This window comes from Albimonas sp. (genome assembly GCF_055129145.1).
This window is the reverse complement of the sequence record NZ_JBSRTQ010000069.1, coordinates 12,765-31,345: the sequence shown is the minus strand read 5'-3', so window position 1 is coordinate 31,345 and position 18,581 is coordinate 12,765. Positions and strand designations below refer to the sequence as shown.

16 protein-coding genes are annotated in these 18,581 nt (G+C 73.1%); 10 read left to right on the top strand and 6 right to left on the bottom strand.

Annotated features, from left to right (window positions below):
* On the bottom strand, positions 1 to 1,622 hold a 1,622-nt coding region (locus ACTB72_RS12240), incomplete at its 3' end, for a pseudouridine synthase (protein ID WP_463037274.1).
* A 98-nt stretch (positions 1,623 to 1,720) separates the two neighbouring features.
* Here ACTB72_RS12240 and ACTB72_RS12235 point away from each other — a divergent pair.
* Positions 1,721 to 2,347, top strand: coding sequence for a GNAT family N-acetyltransferase (locus ACTB72_RS12235; protein WP_463037273.1), 627 nt, complete (start codon positions 1,721 to 1,723; stop codon positions 2,345 to 2,347).
* Positions 2,344 to 2,811 carry a nucleoside deaminase gene (locus ACTB72_RS12230; RefSeq protein ID WP_463037272.1) on the top strand — a complete coding sequence of 156 codons (468 nt, stop codon included), beginning with the start codon at positions 2,344 to 2,346 and terminating at the stop codon, positions 2,809 to 2,811. The genes ACTB72_RS12235 and ACTB72_RS12230 overlap by 4 nt, the downstream gene beginning before the upstream one ends.
* Before the next feature lie 183 nt (positions 2,812 to 2,994).
* On the opposite strand, the gene ACTB72_RS12225 is transcribed toward ACTB72_RS12230, so the two are convergent.
* Positions 2,995 to 3,678 (bottom strand): metal-dependent hydrolase, encoded by a 684-nt coding sequence (locus ACTB72_RS12225; RefSeq protein ID WP_463037271.1) that lies wholly within the window; start codon positions 3,676 to 3,678, stop codon positions 2,995 to 2,997.
* 370 nt (positions 3,679 to 4,048) lie between these two features.
* On the opposite strand from ACTB72_RS12225, the gene ACTB72_RS12220 reads away from it, so the two are divergent.
* The 3 genes from ACTB72_RS12220 (at position 4,049) to gatA (ending at position 6,685) form a co-directional block, all read left to right on the top strand.
* The gene (locus ACTB72_RS12220; RefSeq protein ID WP_463037270.1) at positions 4,049 to 4,780 is read left to right on the top strand and encodes a hypothetical protein; all 732 of its coding nucleotides are present in this window, start codon (positions 4,049 to 4,051) and stop codon (positions 4,778 to 4,780) included.
* Between the two features lie 65 nt (positions 4,781 to 4,845).
* The gene (gatC, locus tag ACTB72_RS12215) at positions 4,846 to 5,133 is read left to right on the top strand and encodes an Asp-tRNA(Asn)/Glu-tRNA(Gln) amidotransferase subunit GatC (protein ID WP_463037269.1); all 288 of its coding nucleotides are present in this window, start codon (positions 4,846 to 4,848) and stop codon (positions 5,131 to 5,133) included.
* A gap of 61 nt (positions 5,134 to 5,194) precedes the next feature.
* On the top strand, positions 5,195 to 6,685 hold the full coding sequence (gene gatA / locus ACTB72_RS12210) for an Asp-tRNA(Asn)/Glu-tRNA(Gln) amidotransferase subunit GatA (RefSeq protein WP_463037268.1): 1,491 nt from the start codon (positions 5,195 to 5,197) through the stop codon (positions 6,683 to 6,685).
* Between the two features lie 54 nt (positions 6,686 to 6,739).
* On the opposite strand, the gene ACTB72_RS12205 is transcribed toward gatA, so the two are convergent.
* From ACTB72_RS12205 to ACTB72_RS12195, 3 genes are all read right to left on the bottom strand, one after another.
* On the bottom strand, positions 6,740 to 9,013 hold the full coding sequence (locus ACTB72_RS12205; RefSeq protein WP_463037267.1) for a hypothetical protein: 2,274 nt from the start codon (positions 9,011 to 9,013) through the stop codon (positions 6,740 to 6,742).
* A 152-nt stretch (positions 9,014 to 9,165) separates the two neighbouring features.
* Entirely contained in the window at positions 9,166 to 9,963 is a 798-nt protein-coding gene (locus ACTB72_RS12200; RefSeq protein WP_463037266.1) for an SDR family NAD(P)-dependent oxidoreductase, read from the bottom strand.
* 191 nt (positions 9,964 to 10,154) lie between these two features.
* On the bottom strand, positions 10,155 to 11,579 hold the full coding sequence (locus ACTB72_RS12195) for an MFS transporter (protein ID WP_463037265.1): 1,425 nt from the start codon (positions 11,577 to 11,579) through the stop codon (positions 10,155 to 10,157).
* Positions 11,580 to 12,041: 462 nt separating this feature from the next.
* Here ACTB72_RS12195 and ACTB72_RS12190 point away from each other — a divergent pair, with 462 nt between their 5' ends.
* From ACTB72_RS12190 to ACTB72_RS12170, 5 genes are all read left to right on the top strand, one after another.
* A complete protein-coding gene (locus tag ACTB72_RS12190; RefSeq protein WP_463037264.1) occupies positions 12,042 to 12,230 on the top strand; it encodes a peptidoglycan-binding domain-containing protein in 189 nt (62 codons plus the stop codon).
* Positions 12,231 to 12,357: 127 nt separating this feature from the next.
* The gene (locus tag ACTB72_RS12185; protein ID WP_463037263.1) at positions 12,358 to 13,569 is read left to right on the top strand and encodes a glutathionylspermidine synthase family protein; all 1,212 of its coding nucleotides are present in this window, start codon (positions 12,358 to 12,360) and stop codon (positions 13,567 to 13,569) included.
* A 125-nt stretch (positions 13,570 to 13,694) separates the two neighbouring features.
* Entirely contained in the window at positions 13,695 to 14,339 is a 645-nt protein-coding gene (locus ACTB72_RS12180) for a DUF1190 domain-containing protein (RefSeq protein ID WP_463037262.1), read from the top strand.
* Between the two features lie 327 nt (positions 14,340 to 14,666).
* The gene (locus ACTB72_RS12175; protein WP_463037261.1) at positions 14,667 to 16,319 is read left to right on the top strand and encodes a BCCT family transporter; all 1,653 of its coding nucleotides are present in this window, start codon (positions 14,667 to 14,669) and stop codon (positions 16,317 to 16,319) included.
* A 169-nt stretch (positions 16,320 to 16,488) separates the two neighbouring features.
* Positions 16,489 to 17,454 (top strand): aldo/keto reductase, encoded by a 966-nt coding sequence (locus tag ACTB72_RS12170; protein WP_463037260.1) that lies wholly within the window; start codon positions 16,489 to 16,491, stop codon positions 17,452 to 17,454.
* 40 nt (positions 17,455 to 17,494) lie between these two features.
* Here ACTB72_RS12170 and ACTB72_RS12165 read toward each other — a convergent pair whose 3' ends face one another.
* Positions 17,495 to 18,502, bottom strand: a complete 1,008-nt coding sequence (locus ACTB72_RS12165) for an NADP-dependent oxidoreductase (protein WP_463037259.1) — start codon at positions 18,500 to 18,502, stop codon at positions 17,495 to 17,497.
* Between the last annotated feature and the right edge of the window lie 79 nt (positions 18,503 to 18,581).

Here is an 18,581-nt window from a genome sequence, read left to right as displayed (position 1 = left end):
CGCGCGCCGCCGAAGCCGGCCGGTTTGGCGCCACGGTAGCCGCCGCCGCCCTCGCGGCGCGGCTCGTCGCGGCCGCCTCCGAAGCGTCGGCCGCCGGGGCCGTCATTCTCGGATCCGGGGCCGGTGTAGACGCCGCCGGCGCGGGCGGGGTCGAACCCACCGCCGGGCGCGGCGCCGTCGCCCTCCGGCTTCGCGCCGCGGAAGCCGCCTTCACGCTTGGGGCCCGCGCCGTCGCGGGGGCCGAATTTGGCGCTGGGGGCGCCGGCGCCGCGGTGCCGGGAGGGCCCGGCGTCGGCATCGCGGGCGCCGCCGCGGGGCGCGTCGGAGCGGCTTTCGAAGCGGCGGCCGCCGGTCTCGCCGGCCGCGAAGCCGGGGCCGGACTTGCCGCCGAAACGGCGCGGCGCGGCCTCTTCGCGCGCGCCGTCGGGTGCGGCCCGGCGCGCGGGGCCGCCGGTCCAGCCGGTTCCGGCCTTGGCGCCGTCAGGCTTGCCGAAGCGGGGTTTGTCGCCGTCCGACCGTGCGTCGGAGCGGCCCTGCCCCGGCTTGCCCGGCCCGGAACGAGCCGGTCCCGAGCGCGCCGGACCGGATCGAGAAGGCCCCGAGCGGCCGGGCCGTTCGGCCTCGGGCTTCGGCAGCCCCGGCTTGCCCGGCCCCGGACGGATGGCGCCCGGAGTTCGGTCCCGAGGCGGACCCGCGCGGCGGCGGGGCGCTTCATCCTCGTCGTCGGGTTCGGTCCGGCCCGGCTTGACCCCGCCGCCCGGCTCGCGCGTCTCCTTCGGCGCGGGGCCGAGGCCCAGCTGGTCGCGCATCACCTTGGGGCGGATTTCCTCGACCTCACCGGCCGGCAGCTCGCCCAGCAGGAAGGGGCCGTAGCTGATCCGGATCAGGCGGGAGACCTCGAAGCCCAGCGCGCCCAGCGCCTTGCGGACCTCGCGGTTGCGGCCCTCGCGCAGCGACACCGTCAGCCAGGCGTTGCGGCCCTGCAGGCGGTCGACGGAGGCGGTCATCGGCTGATACCGCTCCCCCTCCACCGTCATGCCGCGGCGCAGCGGCTCCAGCGCCGCCTCGTCCGGCGCGCCGAAGACGCGGACGCGGTATTTGCGCAGCCAGCCGGTGGAGGGCAGCTCCAGCCGCCGCTTCAGGTCGCCATCGTTGGTGAGAAGCAGCAGCCCCTCGGAATTCAGATCGAGCCGGCCCACCGACATCACCCGCGGCAGGTCCACCGGCAGGTTCTCGAACACCGTCGGGCGGCCCTTTTCGTCGGATTCCGAGGTCACCAGGCCGATGGGCTTGTGGTAGCGCCACATGCGGGTGCGCTCGGGCTCGGCCACCGGCGCGCCGTCGAGCTCCACCAGATCCTCGAGCGTCACGTTCAGCGCGGGGCTGTCGACGCGCACGCCGTTCACCCGGACCCGGCCTTCGGCGATGATCGTCTCGGCGGCGCGGCGCGAGGCGACGCCGGCGCGGGCGAGGCGCCGGGCGAGCCGCTCGCCCTTCGCCTCCGCTTCGGGCGCGGTCGCGGACGGCTTCCCCGACGGCTTTGCGGACGCCTTCTCAGGCGTGGCGGCGGGGTCCGCGGGGGCGGCGTCGGGGCGCGGGGCGGGATTCTCGGGCTTGGTCATGCGCCCTCTTATGCCCGTGCGGGCGCGATAGGAAGCGGGATCGCGGGGCGGCGCCGATGCGTCTTGGCCCCCGCCCCCGCTTCGGCGATAAGCGGAGCATGACAGCCCTGCGCACCGCCCGCCTCCTCGGCCGCCCGATCCGGGCCAGCGACGGGGATTTCGCCGCCGAGCTCTTCGGCCGCGAGCAGGTCGGCCGCTTCGTCGCCGAAAGCCGGCGGGTCTGGACGGCGGAGCTGGCGCATGAGCGGGCGCGGGCCTTCGCCGCCCATTGGCCGGCCCACGGGTTCGGCCTGCGGCTGTGGGAGACGGCATCGCCGGAGACGGAGGGCGCGCCCCCTTTCCCGCACGCGGCCCCCCCACTCCCCCACGCGGAAGGGCGGCCCGCCGGGGTCGCCGGGCTGCAATTCTGCGTGCTGGAGGGACGGGGCGCGGTCGAGGTTTCGTTCGCCTTCCTGCCGGAATACTGGGGCCGCGGTCTTGCGCGCGAGGCGATGGAGGCGGTGCTGGTCGAGGCGGCGGAAGTGTGCCGGGAGCTGGAGGCGGTGGCGCATGGCGACAACCATCGGGCGGCGGCGCTGCTGATCCGGCTGGGATTCGAGCCGGCCGCGGGACCGGGGTCGGGGCCGGGCGCCGCACGGGTCGGCGCCGCGCTCGGCGGGGCGGTTTCGGTCTCGTCGGCCTCGGCGCCCGCGATGCGGCGCTATCGGCGGAGGGTGGGGGGATGAGCGGGGCGCGCTTCGTCTCGCATATGGAAGCGGCGCTGGAAGAGGCGCGCGCGGCGGCGGCCCGCGACGAGACGCCGGTGGGCGCGGCCGTGGTGGATCCCGCGACGGGCCGGGTCCTCGCCCGCGCCGGCAACCGCACCCGCGAGCAGGCCGACCCCACCGCCCATGCCGAGATCCTGGCGATCCGCGCGGCCTGCGCGGCGCTGGGGTCGGAGCGTCTGCCCGGCCTCGACCTCTGGGTGACGCTGGAGCCCTGCGCGATGTGCGCAGGGGCCATCGCCGCGGCGCGGATCGGGCGGGTCTATTACGGCGCCCCCGATCCCAAGTCCGGCGGCGTGGATCACGGCGCGCGGGTGTTCGCGCATCCCCAGGCCCATCACCGGCCCGAGGTCTATTCCGGCATCGCCGAGGCCGAGGCGGCGGGCCTTCTGCGCGCCTTCTTCGCCGGCCGCAGGTCCGGCTGATCCCTCCGGGCCCCGGAAACGCCGCCGCCCGGCGCCCCCGCCGGACCGCCGCGCGGGCGCTCCGGCGCGGTCATCGGGCCGGTCGTCGCGCGGCTCCCTTCGCTTCCGCCCCCGCCCCCGCCGCATGAAAACGGCCCCGGACCGCACGGTCCGGGGCCGTGGCCTTGCGCGATCGGGCGCGGCTCAGAGCTCGATGGCGGTCATCACCTCCGGCTCGATCACGTCGACGCCGGGCAGACCGGCCTTGAGCACCTCGGCGTCCTGGGCCAGCAGCGGGAAGGTCTTGTAGTGGCAGGGGATCACCGTCTTGAAATCGAAGAAGGTCCTGGCCGCATAGGCCGCCCGCTTCATGTCCATGGTGAAATGGCCGCCGCTGGACAGAATCCCGATCTCGGGCGCGTGCAGGGCCTGGTAGACGCCCATGTCGGCCATCACGTCGGTGTCGCCCGAGAAATAGATGGTCTTGCCCTCGCCCGCGATCATGAACCCGGCCTCGGTGCCGGCATAGCCCAGCCCGGGGAAGGACGACGAATGCCGCGCGCCGACCATGGTCACCTCGACCTGGCCGAGCGCCACCGTGCCGCCGAGGTTGAAGCCGAGCGCCTCGACCCCTTCCTTCTCGGCGAAATAGCCGACCAGCTCGTAGCCGCCGACCAGCCTGGCGCCGGTGGCCTTGGCGATCTCGACCGCGTTGCCCGCATGGTCGCCATGCCCGTGGCTGAGCAGGATGGCGGTGGCGCCGGCGATGGCCTCGTCGAACCGCGCCTCGTCGAATTTCGGATTGCCGCGCAGCCAGGGGTCCACCAGCAGGACCTGATCGGCGATCTCGATGCGGAAGCTGGAATGGCCGAGCCAGATGATCTTCATGGGGTCTCCTCCCGATTGCTTCGCCGGCGGACCCGGCGACACTTCGCTTGCCGGCGGATCCGGCGAGACGTGACGCGCACGCTCGATGGTTCTGGCGCAGGGGGACGGCGAATGAAAGACCATGACGCGTCGCCCTTCCGCACCGCGGGAAATAGACCGCCGCGCCATTGCGCACAGGGCGCCGCGCGCCATGTGAGATTTCGTTTCGTGGGAAACCCCGCGTCGCGCCGGCGCAAGCCGGGCGTGGAGCGGGCGTGGAGCGGGCGGGATGCGACGGGGCGCGGGCGGTTGGCCTGGCTCCCCTTGTTCCCCGCCGCGATGGGGCCGCGATCCTGCGGCGCCGGTGCGCGCATGAAGAGGGAGTGCGGCGATGGAAGGCATGTTCGCCTCGGTGGACGCGTATTGCGAGCGGTTGAGCCCGGCCTTCTGGGCGGAGCCGCTGAACGCCGTCTCGAACGCGGCCTTCCTCGTCGCCGCCGCCGTGACCTGGTTCATCGCCCGGCGCGACGTGCGCAGCGGCGACTGGGCGGTGCGGGCGCTGAGCCTGAACCTCGTCGCCATCGGCGTCGGCTCGTTCCTGTTCCACACCGTGGCGGAGCGCTGGGCCGGGACCGCCGACGTCATTCCGATCATGATCTTCATCATGCTTTATCTTCACCTCGCCGTGGTCCGCTATATCGGGCTGCCGGTCTGGGCGGGGATCGCGACGGCGGCGCTGTTCCTGCCGGTCTCGGCCGCGATGGGGTCCTGGCTTTCGCCGGTGCTGGGCTCGCTCAACGGCTCCATCGGCTATGTGCCGACCCTCCTTGCGCTGATCGCCTTCGCCACCGGACTGGCGCTGAGCGCGCATAACAGCTGGCCGGGGCTCGCCGTGGCCGCGGGCGTCTTCGCGGCGTCGCTGGCGATGCGCACCGCCGACGACCAGACCGGACCGATCTGCGCGGCGCTGCCGATCGGGACCCACTGGGCCTGGCATCTGCTCAACGGCACGCTGCTGGGGGTTCTGGCGGTGACCTTCGTGCGCCATGGGGCGCCGGGACACTCGGTCCGCGCGGCGCGCGCCGAAGCCGGCCGGCTTGCGCGCAACGGGTCGGCGGGATAAGCCGCGGGAAGAGCCGAGGGGCGGTCCCGCCGCCCCCGCCCGCAGCCGCCGGAGACCCAGAGCCCATGTCCATCGACAAGGCCACCGCCGCCCGCGTCGCCCATCTCGCCCGCATCCGCGTGGACGAGGCCGAGCTGGAACGGCTCGCCTCGGAACTGTCGGGGATCCTCGACTGGGTGGAGCAGCTGAACCAGGTGGACGTGGAGGGGGTCGAGCCGATGACCTCCGTCACCCCGATGGCCCTGCGCCGGCGCGCGGACGAGATCACCGACGGCGGCATCCGCGACAAGGTCTTGGCCAATGCGCCCGCGACCCGCGAGGGTTTCTTCGCCGTGCCCAAGGTGGTCGAGTAACCGCCCGCCCGCCCGCCCGCCTGCCCCTCCTTCCGATCCTGACGCGCCCGAGGCCTTCCCCATGTCCGACCTGACCCGCCTGACCATCGCCGAGGCCCGCGACCGGCTGCGCGGGGGCGACATCACTTCGGCCGAGCTGACCGAGGCCTGCCTCGTCAACATCGAGGCCGCCGGCGCCCTGAACGCGGTCAGCGCCAAGACCCCGGAAAAGGCCCGCGAGATGGCCGCCGCCGCCGATGCGCGGCTGGCGGCCGAAGGGGCCGCCGCCCCGTCGCTCTGCGGCATTCCGCTGGGGATCAAGGACCTGTTCTGCACCGAGGGCGTGCGGTCCCAGGCCGGCTCCAACATCCTCGACCAGTTCCTGCCGCAGTATGAAAGCTCGGTCACCCAGCGCCTGTGGGACCGCGGCGCGGTGATGGTCGGCAAGCTGAACATGGACGAGTTCGCCATGGGCTCGTCGAACGAGACCTCGTGCTACGGGCCGGTGGTGAACCCGTGGCGGGCGAAGGGCTCGAACCGCGATCTGACGCCGGGCGGCTCCTCGGGCGGCTCGGCCGCGGCGGTGGCGGCGGACCTGTGTCTGGGCGCGACCGGCACCGACACCGGCGGCTCGATCCGCCAGCCCGCCGCCTTCACCGGCATCGTGGGCGTGAAGCCGACCTACGGGCGCTGCTCGCGCTGGGGGGTGGTGGCCTTCGCCTCGTCGCTCGACCAGGCCGGGCCGATGGCGAAGACCGTGCGGGATGCGGCGATCATGCTGGAGGGCATGGCCGGGTTCGACGCGAAGGACAGCACCTCCGCCGATCTCGCGGTCCCGGATTTCGAGGCGATGCTGACCGGCGACATCCGCGGCAAGCGCATCGGCATCCCCGACGAATACCGCATGGACGGCATGCCGGCCGAGATCGAGGCGCTGTGGGCCAGGGGCGCCGACATGTTGCGCGACGCGGGCGCGGAAATCGTCGACATCTCGCTGCCCCACACCAAATACGCCCTGCCCGCCTATTACGTGATCGCCCCGGCCGAGGCGTCGTCCAACCTCGCGCGCTATGACGGCGTGCGCTTCGGGCGCCGGGCGGCGCTCGGCGCGGGCGACGGGATCACCGACCTCTATGAGAAGAGCCGCGCCGAGGGTTTCGGCCCCGAAGTGCGCCGCCGGGTGATGATGGGGGCCTTCGTGCTCTCGGCCGGCTATTACGACGCCTACTATCTGCGCGCCCAGAAGGTGCGGACGCTCATCAAGCGCGACTTCGAAATGGCCTTCGAGACGGTGGACGCGATCCTGACCCCCGCCACGCCCTCGGCCGCCTTCGGACTGGGCGAGATGGCGGATGCGGATCCGGTGAAGATGTATCTCAACGACGTGTTCACGGTGACGGTGAACCTCGCCGGCCTGCCCGGCGTGGCGGTGCCCGCGGGAATCGACGACGCCGGCCTGCCGCTGGGCCTGCAGCTGATCGGCAAGCCCTGGGGCGAGGCCGAGATGCTCGACATCGCCTATGCGCTGGAACGCGCCGCAGACTTCACGGCGCGCCCCGACCGCTGGTGGTGAGCCCCGCCTGACCGGCCCCTGCCCCGCACCGCGTGCAGGGGAGGGGCCGGGCGGTCAGGGGATGACGGCGCAGGCGAAGGGGGCGGCGTCGGGCATGCCCTCATGACGCAGCAGCATGGCGCGGCCGCGCATCTGCGAGATGCGCCGCCCAGGAACCGTGGCGGTCACCGAGGCGATGCCGCCCGCGACGATCCTGAAATCGGGCATCGCCTGTTCCGGTTCGACCGCGGCGCCGACGCCGGCGAAGCGGTTCAGCCCCGCGGCCGGATCGGTCCGCCGCAGCTCCAGCCCGCGATCCGCGATGCTCTCGGCCTTCGCTTCGGCCCAGATCTCGGGCGCGGCGCAGGCGGGGCGGGGGGCGAGGCTGGCGGTGGCCATGCCCTCCGGCAGACCGTTGGCGGCGAGGTCGAGGGTCAGGCCCTCATCCGTCTCGTTCACGATCAGCCGGCCCAGCGCAGGGCCCGTCCCCTCGGCGTTCAGGGCGCGGAGCGTCGTCTCCAGCCGCGTCACGGCCGTGCCGGCATTCAGTATCGCCTCGGCCTCCACCCGCTGGTGGACGGCGAGGATCCCGGTGAGCGCCTTGAGCGCGGCGCCCGAAGCTTCGACCGGCTGCCGGCGCAGCACGAAGAGCCGGGCGAGATGCAGATAGGCCGCCATGTCGCTCGGGTCGGCGCGCTCGACGGCGAGGCGCAGCTCGATCTCGGCGGCTTCGGCGTCGCCGCGCGCCAGCAGGGCCTGACCCAGCGCGTCGGCCCCGAAAGCCGCGTCGGGTGCGGCGTCGCGCGCGAAGCGGGCATGGGCCAGGGCCATGACCAGGTCGCCGCGCGAATCGACCAGCGCCACCGAGGCCGCCGCCCGGTCCCGCGCCCGGCCAGGCATGAGCGCGAAGGCGCTGGCGTAGCTTTCCGCGGCGGCGCCGGGGGCGCCGAGGTCGAATTCCGCGCGCGCCTTCGCGATCCGCAGCGCGGCGGAGCCGGGCGCGGCCGTCACCGCCTGCTGCAGCGTCCGGCGCCGCGCCTCGCCCGATTCCAGCCGCGACAGCGCCAGCCACAGCGCCTCGGCCGCGGGATGCTCCGCCAGCCCGTTGCGCAGCGTCTCCGCGGCGGCGACGCGCCCCCCGCCCCAGGCGCGGGCGGCGGCGGTGATCAGCCAGGCCTGCGGGCCGGCGAGGGGATCGGCGAGGATGCCGCGCACGCGGGCGACGGCGCCTTCGATCCGCTCGGCCGACAGCAGCGCTCGCCCGTCCAGCAGCGCCCCCTGGGCAGAGGGCAGGTCGCGGGCCCTGCGCGCAAGCCAGTCGAGCGCGCCGTCGGGCCAGCCGGCGGCCATGGCGGTTTCGGCGAAATCGTCGAGCACGGACGGCCGGTGCGGCAGGCCGATGTCAGGCCAGGCGTCGCGCAGCAGGGCGAGGCCGACGCCGGGGCGGCCGGCCTCGGTCTCGGCCCGGGCGCGGTCGGGGGCGAAGGCCGCGACCAGATCGGGGTTGTCGGCGGCGAGGTCGCCGAACAGCAGCGCCGCCTCGCCAGGCCGGCCCTGCATGCGCTGCAGCCGCGCGCTGAGCACGGGCCAGGGCAGATCCTTGCGCCGGGCGGCGGGCAGCAGGCGGTAGGCGACGGACATGGCGCGTTCGGCCGTGGCGAGGCGGCCGGCGGCCTGCGCGGCCTGGATCAGCGGCGACGCCGCCTCCAGCGCCAGCGGCTCGGGCCGCGGGGTGCGGTTGCCCTGAAAGGCCGGGGACAACAGCGCGATCACGTCGTCGGGCCGCCCGGCGCGGAGGTAGAGCCCGGCGAGATCGACGCGCGCCCGGTTCAGCTCCCCCGGCTCCACCGGCAGCGCCGCGGCCAATTTCTCGGCCCAGAGCAGCGCCGCGCCCCGGTCGTCGTCGGCGAGCGCCATGCGGTAGCGGCCGCGCAGCGCGAGCGGCAGGTCGGGGCGGCGCTCGAGGGCGGCGTCATAGGCCGCGGACGCCGCCTGCGGACGCCCCTGCGCGGCGTAGGCGGCCCCGATGGCCGCGCCGAGCCAGCGGACCTTGCGCAGCAGGTCGCGGATCGCCTCGACGTCGCCGCCGCCCCAGGCCGCCATCTCGGTCGGGGAGGCCAGCCAGGCGAGATCGTCGCGCGGCAGGGCGCTCGCCGGCGCGGCGCGGGCCGCGGCGAAATGGGGAAGCGTCAGGCGGGAGAGGAGCCCGGACCGGAAAGCCGGCCCCGGTCCCTCGACCGGGCCCGCCAAGACGAGGCCGGTCGCGAAGACCAAGGCCGCCAGCGCCGCCCGCAGCGGAGACCGCAGGCGCGCGGCCCTGTCGCGACGGAGGCGGAGGCGGGCGATCATGGGCGGGATCCCGATACTGACATGTTCCGTTCACTATTAACGAGCCGGACCGGCAAGGCCACCGCCACGCGCATGCGGCGATCTCGCGCGCTTCGCGCCCCCCTCCCGATCTTCCCCGGGGCCCGTCCGCCGCAGGCGCGCGCCGCGCCCCCTCAGGCCAGCCGGGTCATCGCCGGGCCCAGCGCCGTGCCCGCGTCGACCTGCATCAGCTGCCCGGTCACCTTGGCGGCGTCGAGCGCGAGGAACACGATGCAGGCGGCGACGTCCTCGGCCGAGCAGACCGAGCCGAGCGCGGCGCCGGCCTCGGCGCGGGCCTGGGCGGCCTCGGCCCGCGCGGCGCCCAGCCCCTCGGAGAACCAGCGGGTGGCGATCATGCCCGGCAGCACCGCGTTGACCCGCACCTTCGGGGCGAGCGCGCGGGCGAGCGACAGGGTCAGCGTGTCGAGCGCGCCCTTGGAGGCGGCGTAGGGGATCGAGCTGCCGAGGCCGGTCACCGCCGACATCGAGGACACGTTGACCACCGCGCCCTTGCCCGAGGCGCGCAGCATCGGCGCCGCCGCCCGGGTCACCTGATAGGCGCCCAGCACGTTGACCGCGTAGATGCGCATGAAATCGGCTTCGTTCTGCGCCTCGAGGTCGGCGAGGTCGGCGAAGAGCGTGGTGCCGGCGTTGTTGACCACCATGTCGATGCGACCCCAGCGGGCGGCGGTCTCGTCGGCGATGCGACGGCAGTCGGCGTCGGTCGCGACGTCGCCCTGCAGGGTGATGGCCTCGACGCCGAGCGCGCGGCAGGCCTCGGCGGCGGCCTCGGCCTCTGTCGCCGACCGGCTGTAGTTGAGCGCCACGTCGCAGCCCCGCGCGGCGAGGCCGAGCGCTGCGGCGGCGCCGACCCCGGTGCCGCCGCCCGTGATCAGCGCGACCGGGCGGGGCGAGGGGGCGGGGGCGGTCATGCGCAAGCTCCGGGGGCGGGGAATCGGGTGAATCGGTTCATGGGGCGCGTCCTCCTGTCGGTTTTGCGGACACCCTGCCGCGCCAGGGGCCCCGCCGCCAGACCGGATCGCGCGACGGCCGCCTCGGGGCGCCCGAGCGCCGAAGCCTCCGCCCACGCGTCAGCCCGCGCAGGCGGGCTCGCCGGCCGGGTTCAGGCCCGCCGCCCGCCGAGCAGGCGCGTCAGGCTGACCAGGCAGCCCAGCACCGCCAGCGCCCCCCCCATCCACAGCGCCGCCACCGCCCCCTCCGCCGCGCCGAGCGACAGGCAGAACGCGGTCAGCGTCGCCCCGACCGACTGCCCCATCAGCCGCGAGGTGGCGAGGATCCCCCCCGCCCCCCCGCTGCGCGAAGCCGGCGCCGAAGACATGATCGCGCGCATGTTCGGCGTCTGGAACAGCCCGAAGCCCAGTCCGCACAGCACCAGCCGCCAGCCGAGCTCGACCGCCGAAGCGTCCGCCGGGATCGTCGCCAGCGCGATCATCCCCCCCGCCACCGTCGCCAGCCCGACCCCGCCGAGCAGCCCCGCCGGCATCCGGTCCGCCAGCCCCGCCGCCACCATCGCCATCACCGCGGTCGCCGCAGGCCAGGGCGTCAGCAGCAGCCCCGTCTCCACCTGGCTGCGGCCCAGCACGTCCTGCATCAGGAACGGCAGCGCCACGAAGGCGGCCCCCTGCACCGAAAACGCGCAGACCGACGTGGCCGAGGACAGCGCGAACATCCTGAGCCGGAACAGGTCGGCGGCGAAGATCGGCGCCGGACGGCCGCGCTCGCGCCGGGTCAGCAGCACGCCGCAGATCACGCCGCCCCCCAGCTCCGCCAGCAGGCGCAGCGGCCGTGCGTCATGCGCGGCCTCGGCCAGCCCCAGCAGCACCAGAATGAAGAACGCCATGCAGAGCAGCGCCGAGACCGGGTCCATCTTCCGCCGCCCCGGCACATCCGCCGGCATCGCCACCAGCGCCAGCGCCAGCGCGGCGCCGCCCACCGGCACGTTGATCAGGAACAGCCATGGCCAGTCCGCCACCGCCAGAACCGCCGAGGCCACCGTCGGCCCCGCCGTCAGCCCCACGCCCACCGCGAGCGCGTAAAGCCCGAGCCCGCGCCCCAATCGCTCCGCCGGGTAGATGGCGCGGATCAGCGCCGGGGTCGCGGCCGAGATCGCCGCCCCGCCGATCCCCTGCAGCGCCCGCGCGCCGGCGAGCGCGGGCAGCGACCACGCGAGGCCGGAGGCGAGCGAGGTCAGCGCGAAGAGCGCGAGCCCCCACAGAAACACCCGCTTGTGCCCGATGGAATCGCCCAGCGCCCCCAGCGGCAGGATGGTGGCCGCCATGGCGAACTGGAACGCGGTGACGATCCACACCGAATCCGCCTGATCCGCACCCAGATCCGCGGCGATGGTCGGCAGCGCGGTGTTGGTGATCGCCATGTTCAGCGTCGCCACGGTGGAGGCCGCGAGGATCGCGGTCACCGCCAGCCGGGAGACGCGGGCGGGCGCCCCGCCCTCTCCGCCGCCCTCTCCGCCGCTTCCCTGCGGGGCCGGGACCCGGGCCCGCTCGGGGTCGCCATCGATGCGGCGCATGGCCTGCTCTCCCATGGTTCGCTTGCGGCGGCGCGGATCGCAGGCGCCGCCGTCGATGCTGTGCAAGCAGTCATGAAGCCTCGCCGCGTCGACCTCAACCTCTTGGCGGCGCGCGCCTGGCCGCGCGCGGACCGGCTCTCCGCCCGCGCCGGGCTCCGCGCCATGGCCGCAGGTCGAACCCGGTCGCTGCGGACGCGCGCCTGCGGCAATCCGTCAAGGTCGCGGGCAAGGTCGCGGGCGTCCAACGGGGAACGGATCGAGCCATGAGAACAGCGCCGCGCGACGGGATCGCGCTCGTCAGGGCAGCTCCGCCCCCCGCCCCGTCGCCGCGCCCCGGAGCGCCGCCCGATTCCCCCCCCGCCATCCCCTTCGACGGGGTCCGCGGGCGCGCCGCTCCGGATGGCGGAGGCGCGGCGTCGCGGCGGCGGCGGGTCTGGCCAAAGACCGCGCGGCGCACATGGTGTGGCGCGGGGACGTTCGGCGGTACGAGACCTTCAGGATCGGCTGGCGACGCTCGGCTACGACGTGGGCGAGATCGACGGCGTCTTCGGCGAGGGCGTCCGCATCGCAGTCGAGCGGTTCCAGCATGACAGGAAGCCGGAGGTGACCGGCGTGGTCGGCCGGGCGACGGCGAGAGAGCTGGGGTTCTGAGGGGCCCGCGGTGGTCTGTTTCGTGATCGCCCGGGGGGCGGCGGGTCCTTGACTTCGTCGCCCTGCCCCGCGCTCCTGCGCGTCCCTCTGCAGGACCGGGAGCCCGCCCCATGAGAAAGCCCGCCCCATGAGAAAGATCGCGCCCGGCGAACGGCCGGACTGGAAGGCCAAGGCCGAGACGCTCGGCTTCCGCTTCCACACCATGCATGGCGAGCCCTATTGGGACGAGACCACCGTCTACGCCTTCTCGCTGGACGAGGTGGAGACCCGCATCGAGGCCCCCGCCACCGCGCTGCACGCCATGTGCCTGGAAGCGGCGCGCGAGATCGCGTCGTCGGAGGCGCTGATGCGCAAGCTGGCGATCCCGGAGGAGGCTATGGACCTGGTGGCGGGCAGCCTCCGGCGCGAGGACGTCTCGCTCTACGGCCGCTTCGATCTGGTCTATGGCGGCGACGGGTTCGGAGACGGCCGGGCGAAACTGCTGGAATACAACGCCGACACCCCCACCTCGGTCTACGAGGCGGCGAGCTTCCAGTGGCTGTGGCTCGAAGACATGATCGAACAGGGACGGCTGCCGAAGGGCGCCGACCAGTTCAACGACATCCATGAGGCGATGGTCGCCCGCTTCCGCGCCGGCTTCGCGCCGGGCGAGGACGTGCATTTCGCCTCCGCCGACGGGGTGGAGGAGGATTTCGCAACGGTCGAATATCTCGCCTGGTGCGCGGCGGACGCGGGCCTCTCGCCCCACTACACCCCCATCGAGCGCATCGGCCTGACCGATGCCGGCCAGTTCGCCGATGGCGAGGACCGGGTGATCGGGACGCTCTTCAAGCTCTACCCGTGGGAGGATCTGCTGCGCGACGACTTCGCCGCGGCGATCCCCGGCTCCGGCTGCAGGTTCATCGAGCCGCCGTGGAAGGCGGTCCTGTCCAACAAGGGCCTGCTGCCGGTGCTGTGGCGGATGTTCGAGGGGCACGAGAACCTGCTGCCGGCGTTTTTCGAGGACGAATTGCAGGTCTCCTCCCCCCGTCTCGAACGCGCCCGCGCGGCGATGGAGGCGGGGCATGTGCTGAAACCCGTCTTCGGTCGGGAGGGCGCGTCGGTGGTGATCGTCGAGGGGGGCGCGGAGACGGAGCGTTCGGTCTCGGGCGGTTATGACGACCATCCGCGGATCGCGCAGGCCTATGCGCCCCTGCCCGAATTCGACGGGATGCGGCCGGTGATCGGGGCATGGATCGTGGGCGACGCCTGCGTGGGGATGGGCCTGCGGGAGGACCGATCGCGCATCACCCAGGATCTCAGCCGGTTCAAGCCGCATGCGATCCTGCCCGAGGGCTGAGGCGGGGCGAGACGAACCGCGCGAGTAACGCGGGCGTGACCGCTCCGGAGCGGGAAAGCGGCCCGCCGCCCCTGCCCTTCGCGGCCCGGAATGATTATGTGGCGCGACAGGGAGGACCATCGAACATGTTCAACAGATCCATGGGTTCGGGGCGCGCCAAAGCGGTGATCCTCGGGGGCGCCGTCTTCGGGCTCGCGGCCTGCGAAGAGCAGACCGACCTGACCTATTTCGAGAACGCCGCCCAGTGCGAACGCTATGCGGGGGCCGAGGCCGGGTTCTCCGTCGCCGATTGCGACGCGGCCTTCGCCAACGCGGTGCAGGCCTATGCGCTGGAAGCGCCGCGCTACGACTCGCTGGAGCTGTGCGAGCAGGAGCATGGCGCCGCCGCCTGCGCCCCGCGAGAAGAGCAGGCCGCCGCGCTGGGGATCTCTCCCGACCAGGTGCCGGTGGAGGGCACGCCGGAGCAGGTGTCCCAGGGCGGGTCGATCTTCATGCCGCTGATGGCGGGCTACATGATGGGCAACCTGATGAGCCAGGGCGGCCGGTCCTATGCGCAGCCGGTCTATACCGGGGCGCGCGGCGCGGGCCTGATGACCGGCGCCGGCAAGTCGGTGGGCGCGGTGACCCCCGGCGCGACGCGCAGCTTCGCCTCGTCGAGCCTCGGCGCGCCCAAGGCTGCGCCGCAGGTGATGTCGCGGGCGAGCGTGGCCGCGCGCGGCGGCTTCGGGGCCAGCAACACCTCGGGCGGGTCCCGCAGCTTCGGCGGCTGAACCGGGGGCGGGGTCTCCGCCCCGGCTCCATTGGCAACATTGTCTCAAAAGCGGCGCCTGGCGCCGCTTTTTTTGCATTCGGATCACATTTCCTTTAGGGCATTGCGATCACGTCATCCCGGCTCGCCCGGTGGTCCCGCGCCGCGCAGCGTTCGGACCCTCGGGGCGCGCCGCGCCGCCTGCGCCTTGCGCCGGCGGCGCGGTCCGGCCGGAGACCAGGGAAGCGCAAAGATGTTCGAGAAGATCACGACGCCCGTCGACCTGGCGCATGTCGGCCACCTCGTGCGCTGAAGCCCCGCGCCCCTTCCCTCATTTCCAGGAGACCTCATGTCCGACATGCCCGACAGCCCGGATCCGACATCCGGCATTCCGGCCCCCGAAGGCGCGTCCGCGCTGATCGACACCGACTACACGCTCGGTCAGAACAACATCGACGGCAAGGTCGGCCCGTTCGGGTTCGACATCCATAACCCGGTGTTCCTGGTCTCCGGTCTGTCGATCGTGCTGTTCGTGTTCTACGCGCTGGCGCTGCCCGAGCAGTCGGCCGCGGTGTTCACCTGGCTGTTCTCGACCGTCACCCAGCAGTTCGACTGGTTCTTCATCGCGGCCGGCGACATCGTGGTGGTGTTCTGCCTGGTGCTGATCGTATCGCCCTATGGCCGCGTGCGGCTGGGCGGGCAGGACGCGACGCCGGACTACACCTATATCGGCTGGTTCGCGATGCTGTTCGCGGCCGGCATGGGCATCGGCCTGATGTTCTACGGCGTGTCCGAGCCGATGAGCCACTTCTCGTCCTCGATGGGCGGGGTCGTGCTCGGCGAGGACGGGATCCGCACCGACTGGGCGCCGCTGGGCGGGGCCGCGGGCGACGCCGAGGCCGCGCGCCGGCTCGGCATGGCCGCCACCATCTTCCACTGGGGCCTGCACCCCTGGGCGATCTACGCGGTGGTGGCGCTGGCGCTGGCGCTTTTCAGCTACAACAAGGGCCTGCCGCTGACGATCCGGTCCGCGTTCTACCCGCTGCTGGGCGAGCGGATCTGGGGCTGGCCGGGCCATGTCATCGACATCCTCGCCGTCTTCGCCACCCTCTTCGGTCTGGCGACCTCGCTCGGCTTCGGCGCGACGCAGGCCAATGCAGGCCTGAACGAGCTCTTCGGCGTGCCGATCAATTCGACGACCGAGGTGCTGCTGATCTCGGGCATCACCGCCGTCGCGCTGATCTCGGTGCTGCGCGGGCTCGACGGCGGCGTGAAGGTGCTGTCGGAGATCAACATGGGGCTGGCGATGCTGCTGCTGGTCTTCGTGCTGTTCGCGGGACCGACGCTGTTGATCGTGACCGGCTTCGTGGACTATCTCGCGGCCTATATCCAGCATCTGCCCGCGCTCGCCAACCCGTTCGGGCGCGAGGACGTGAACTTCTCCCAGGGCTGGACCTCGTTCTACTGGGCGTGGTGGATCTCCTGGTCGCCGTTCGTGGGCATGTTCATCGCCCGCGTCAGCCGGGGGCGCACGGTGCGCGAATTCCTGGTCTGCGTGCTGCTGATCCCGTCCATGGTCTGCGTGCTGTGGATGTCGGTGTTCGGGGGCGTGGCGGTCGATCAGGTGATCTCGGACGGCTACGCGGCGGCGCAGGACGCGGCGCTGCCGATCAAGCTCTTCAAGATGCTCGACGCGCTGCCGCTGGTCTCGATCACTTCGTTCATCGGGATCATCCTGGTGATCGTGTTCTTCGTGACGTCGTCGGATTCGGGCTCGCTGGTCATCGACACCATCACCGCCGGCGGCAAGGTCGACGCGCCGGTGCCCCAGCGGGTGTTCTGGTGCGTGTTCGAGGGGGCGGTCGCCATCGTGCTGCTGCTGTCCTCGGGCGGGCTCGCGTCGCTGCAATCCATGGTGATCTCCACCGGGCTGCCGTTCACCCTGGTGCTGCTGATGATGTGCGTGGCGATCTGGAAGGGTCTGTCGACCGAGCCGCGCTGAACCGCGCGGGCCGGGGTTTCGCGGGGGCGGGGCGACGACGCCTCGCCCCCGCTGGCGTTTCGGCCTGCCCCCATAGGCGTCGGTTTCGCATTGCGTCCCCCGCCGGTTCTGCCGAGACTTCGCCGGCGGGCCTCCCCTGCCCCTGAAAACCGGAACGGAACCCCTCCCCATGCGCATGCGTCCTCTCGGCCCGTCGGGCCTGTCGGTCCCCCCCATCGTGCTCGGCGCCAATGTCTTCGGCTGGACGGCGGACGAGGCGACCAGCTTCGCGGTGCTCGACGCCGCGGTCGACGCGGGCCTCAACGCCATCGACACCGCCGACGTCTATTCCCGCTGGGTTCCCGGCCATCAGGGCGGCGAGAGCGAGGCCACCATCGGCCGCTGGCTGGCCGCGCGGCCCGGCATGCGCGAGCGGATCACGCTCATCACCAAGGCCGGCGCCGACATGGGGACCGACCCCGCCGGCGCGCCCGCCATCGGCCTCTCGGCGCGATGGCTGGAGCAGGCGATCGAGGGCTCGCTGAAGCGGCTGGGGGTCGAGTGCGTCGACCACTATTTCGCCCACCGCCCCGACGATTCCACCCCCCATGAAGAGACGCTGGGCGCCTATGACCGGCTGATCAAGGCGGGCAAGATCCGCTCGTTCGGCGCCTCGAATTTCTCGCCCGAACAGCTCAAGGGCGCGCTGGAGACGGCGGACCGCGAGGGGCTGCCCCGCTATTCGTCCCTCCAGCCCGAATACAATCTGGTGGAGCGGGAGAAGCTCGAGGGGCCGCTTCTGGACCTCTGCCGCGCCGAGGGTCTGGGCGTGATCCCGTTCTTCGGTCTGGCCTCGGGGTTCCTCTCGGGCCTCTACCGCAGCAAGGAGGACGTGGCCGCGAAGGCCCGCAAGGGGCGGCTCGAAACCTACATGAACCCCAAGGGGATGAAGGTGCTCGACGCGCTCGACGACGTGGCGGCGCGGCATGGCGCGAAGCCCGCGCATGTGGCGCTGGCCTGGGTGGCGGCGCAGGACGGCGTAACCGGGCCCATCGCCTCGGCGACGTCCGTGGCCCAGGTCGAGGATCTGGTCAAGGCGGCGGCGCTGGAACTTTCGGCCCAGGATCTGGCCGATCTGGGCGCCGCGTCCTCCTGAACGAAGAGGGGCGGGGGGCGACGTCCCCCCGCCGGTGGCCTCAGGCCGGGTCGGGCGCCACGCGGACCATGCGCTTGCCGCGGTTGCGCCCCGCCAGCAGGCCGATGAGGGCTTCGGGGGCGTTCTCCAGGCCCTCCACCACGTCCTCGACCACTGTGATGCGCCCGTCGGCGACCCAGCCGGCGAGCGCGGCCTCGGCCTCCGCGTCCTGGTCGGCGAAGTCCATCACGATGAACCCCTCCATCCGCAGGCGCTTGACGACCACCAGACCGGGCAGGTTGCGAGGGCCTGCGGGCGCGGTTTCGTCATATTGGCTGACCGCGCCGCAGCAGACCACGCGGCCCTTGAGGTTCATCAGGAACAGCGCGGTTTCCAGCACGGTTCCGCCGACATTGTCGAAATAGACGTCGACCCCGTCCGGGCAGGCCGCCTTGAGGCGCTTGTAGAAATCCGGCGCGCGATAATCCACGCAGGCGTCGAAGCCGAGCGTATCGACCACCCAGGCGCATTTCTCCGCCCCGCCGGCGATGCCCACCGCCCGGCAGCCCAGCGCCTTGGCGATCTGGCCCACATACATGCCCACGGACCCGGCCGCGGCCGAGACCAGGACCGTCTCCCCCGCCTTCGGCCGGCCGACCTGGACCAGTCCGTGATAGGCGGTTTTGCCGGCGATCCCGTAGACCGACATCAGGTTCGAGAGCGGCCGCAGCGGCGGCAGCTTCACCGCCTTGCGCGCCTCCACCAGCGCGAATTCCGACCAGCCCGCCTCCGCCGCCACCAGGTCGCCGGGCGCGAGGGCGGGGTCCGCGCTCTCCACCACTTCCCCGATGGCGTAGGTGTGCATCACGTCGCCGGCCTTCACCGCCTCGCGGTAGGTGGCGCCCTGCATCCAGGCGCGGTTGGCGGCGTCGATGGACATCAGGATGACCCGGACCAGCGCCTGCCCCGGGCCGGGCGCGGGCAAATCGGCCTCGGTCATCTCGAAATGCGATGGAGCGAGCGCGCCCTTGGGCAGCGTGCGGATGACGACCTGGCGGGTGCGGGTCATGGCGATGGGTCCTCCCGGAACGGCGGGCGAGGCGGCGTTGCGCCCCGCATCTCTTTGCGATTACGGTAACTTCGCGGCT

Bases quoted from the DNA above. Each gene is read 5' to 3' on its own strand.
- ACTB72_RS12235 (WP_463037273.1), top strand. From the start codon at position 1,721: ATGACAGCCCTGCGCACCGCCCGCCTCCTCGGCCGCCCGATCCGGGCC.
- ACTB72_RS12230 (WP_463037272.1), top strand. From the start codon at position 2,344: ATGAGCGGGGCGCGCTTCGTCTCGCATATGGAAGCGGCGCTGGAAGAG.
- ACTB72_RS12225 (WP_463037271.1), bottom strand. From the start codon at position 3,678: ATGAAGATCATCTGGCTCGGCCATTCCAGCTTCCGCATCGAGATCGCC.
- ACTB72_RS12220 (WP_463037270.1), top strand. From the start codon at position 4,049: ATGGAAGGCATGTTCGCCTCGGTGGACGCGTATTGCGAGCGGTTGAGC.
- gatC (WP_463037269.1), top strand. From the start codon at position 4,846: ATGTCCATCGACAAGGCCACCGCCGCCCGCGTCGCCCATCTCGCCCGC.
- gatA (WP_463037268.1), top strand. From the start codon at position 5,195: ATGTCCGACCTGACCCGCCTGACCATCGCCGAGGCCCGCGACCGGCTG.
- ACTB72_RS12205 (WP_463037267.1), bottom strand. From the start codon at position 9,013: ATGATCGCCCGCCTCCGCCTCCGTCGCGACAGGGCCGCGCGCCTGCGG.
- ACTB72_RS12200 (WP_463037266.1), bottom strand. From the start codon at position 9,963: ATGACCGCCCCCGCCCCCTCGCCCCGCCCGGTCGCGCTGATCACGGGC.
- ACTB72_RS12195 (WP_463037265.1), bottom strand. From the start codon at position 11,579: ATGCGCCGCATCGATGGCGACCCCGAGCGGGCCCGGGTCCCGGCCCCG.
- ACTB72_RS12185 (WP_463037263.1), top strand. From the start codon at position 12,358: ATGAGAAAGATCGCGCCCGGCGAACGGCCGGACTGGAAGGCCAAGGCC.
- ACTB72_RS12180 (WP_463037262.1), top strand. From the start codon at position 13,695: ATGTTCAACAGATCCATGGGTTCGGGGCGCGCCAAAGCGGTGATCCTC.
- ACTB72_RS12175 (WP_463037261.1), top strand. From the start codon at position 14,667: ATGTCCGACATGCCCGACAGCCCGGATCCGACATCCGGCATTCCGGCC.
- ACTB72_RS12170 (WP_463037260.1), top strand. From the start codon at position 16,489: ATGCGCATGCGTCCTCTCGGCCCGTCGGGCCTGTCGGTCCCCCCCATC.
- ACTB72_RS12165 (WP_463037259.1), bottom strand. From the start codon at position 18,502: ATGACCCGCACCCGCCAGGTCGTCATCCGCACGCTGCCCAAGGGCGCG.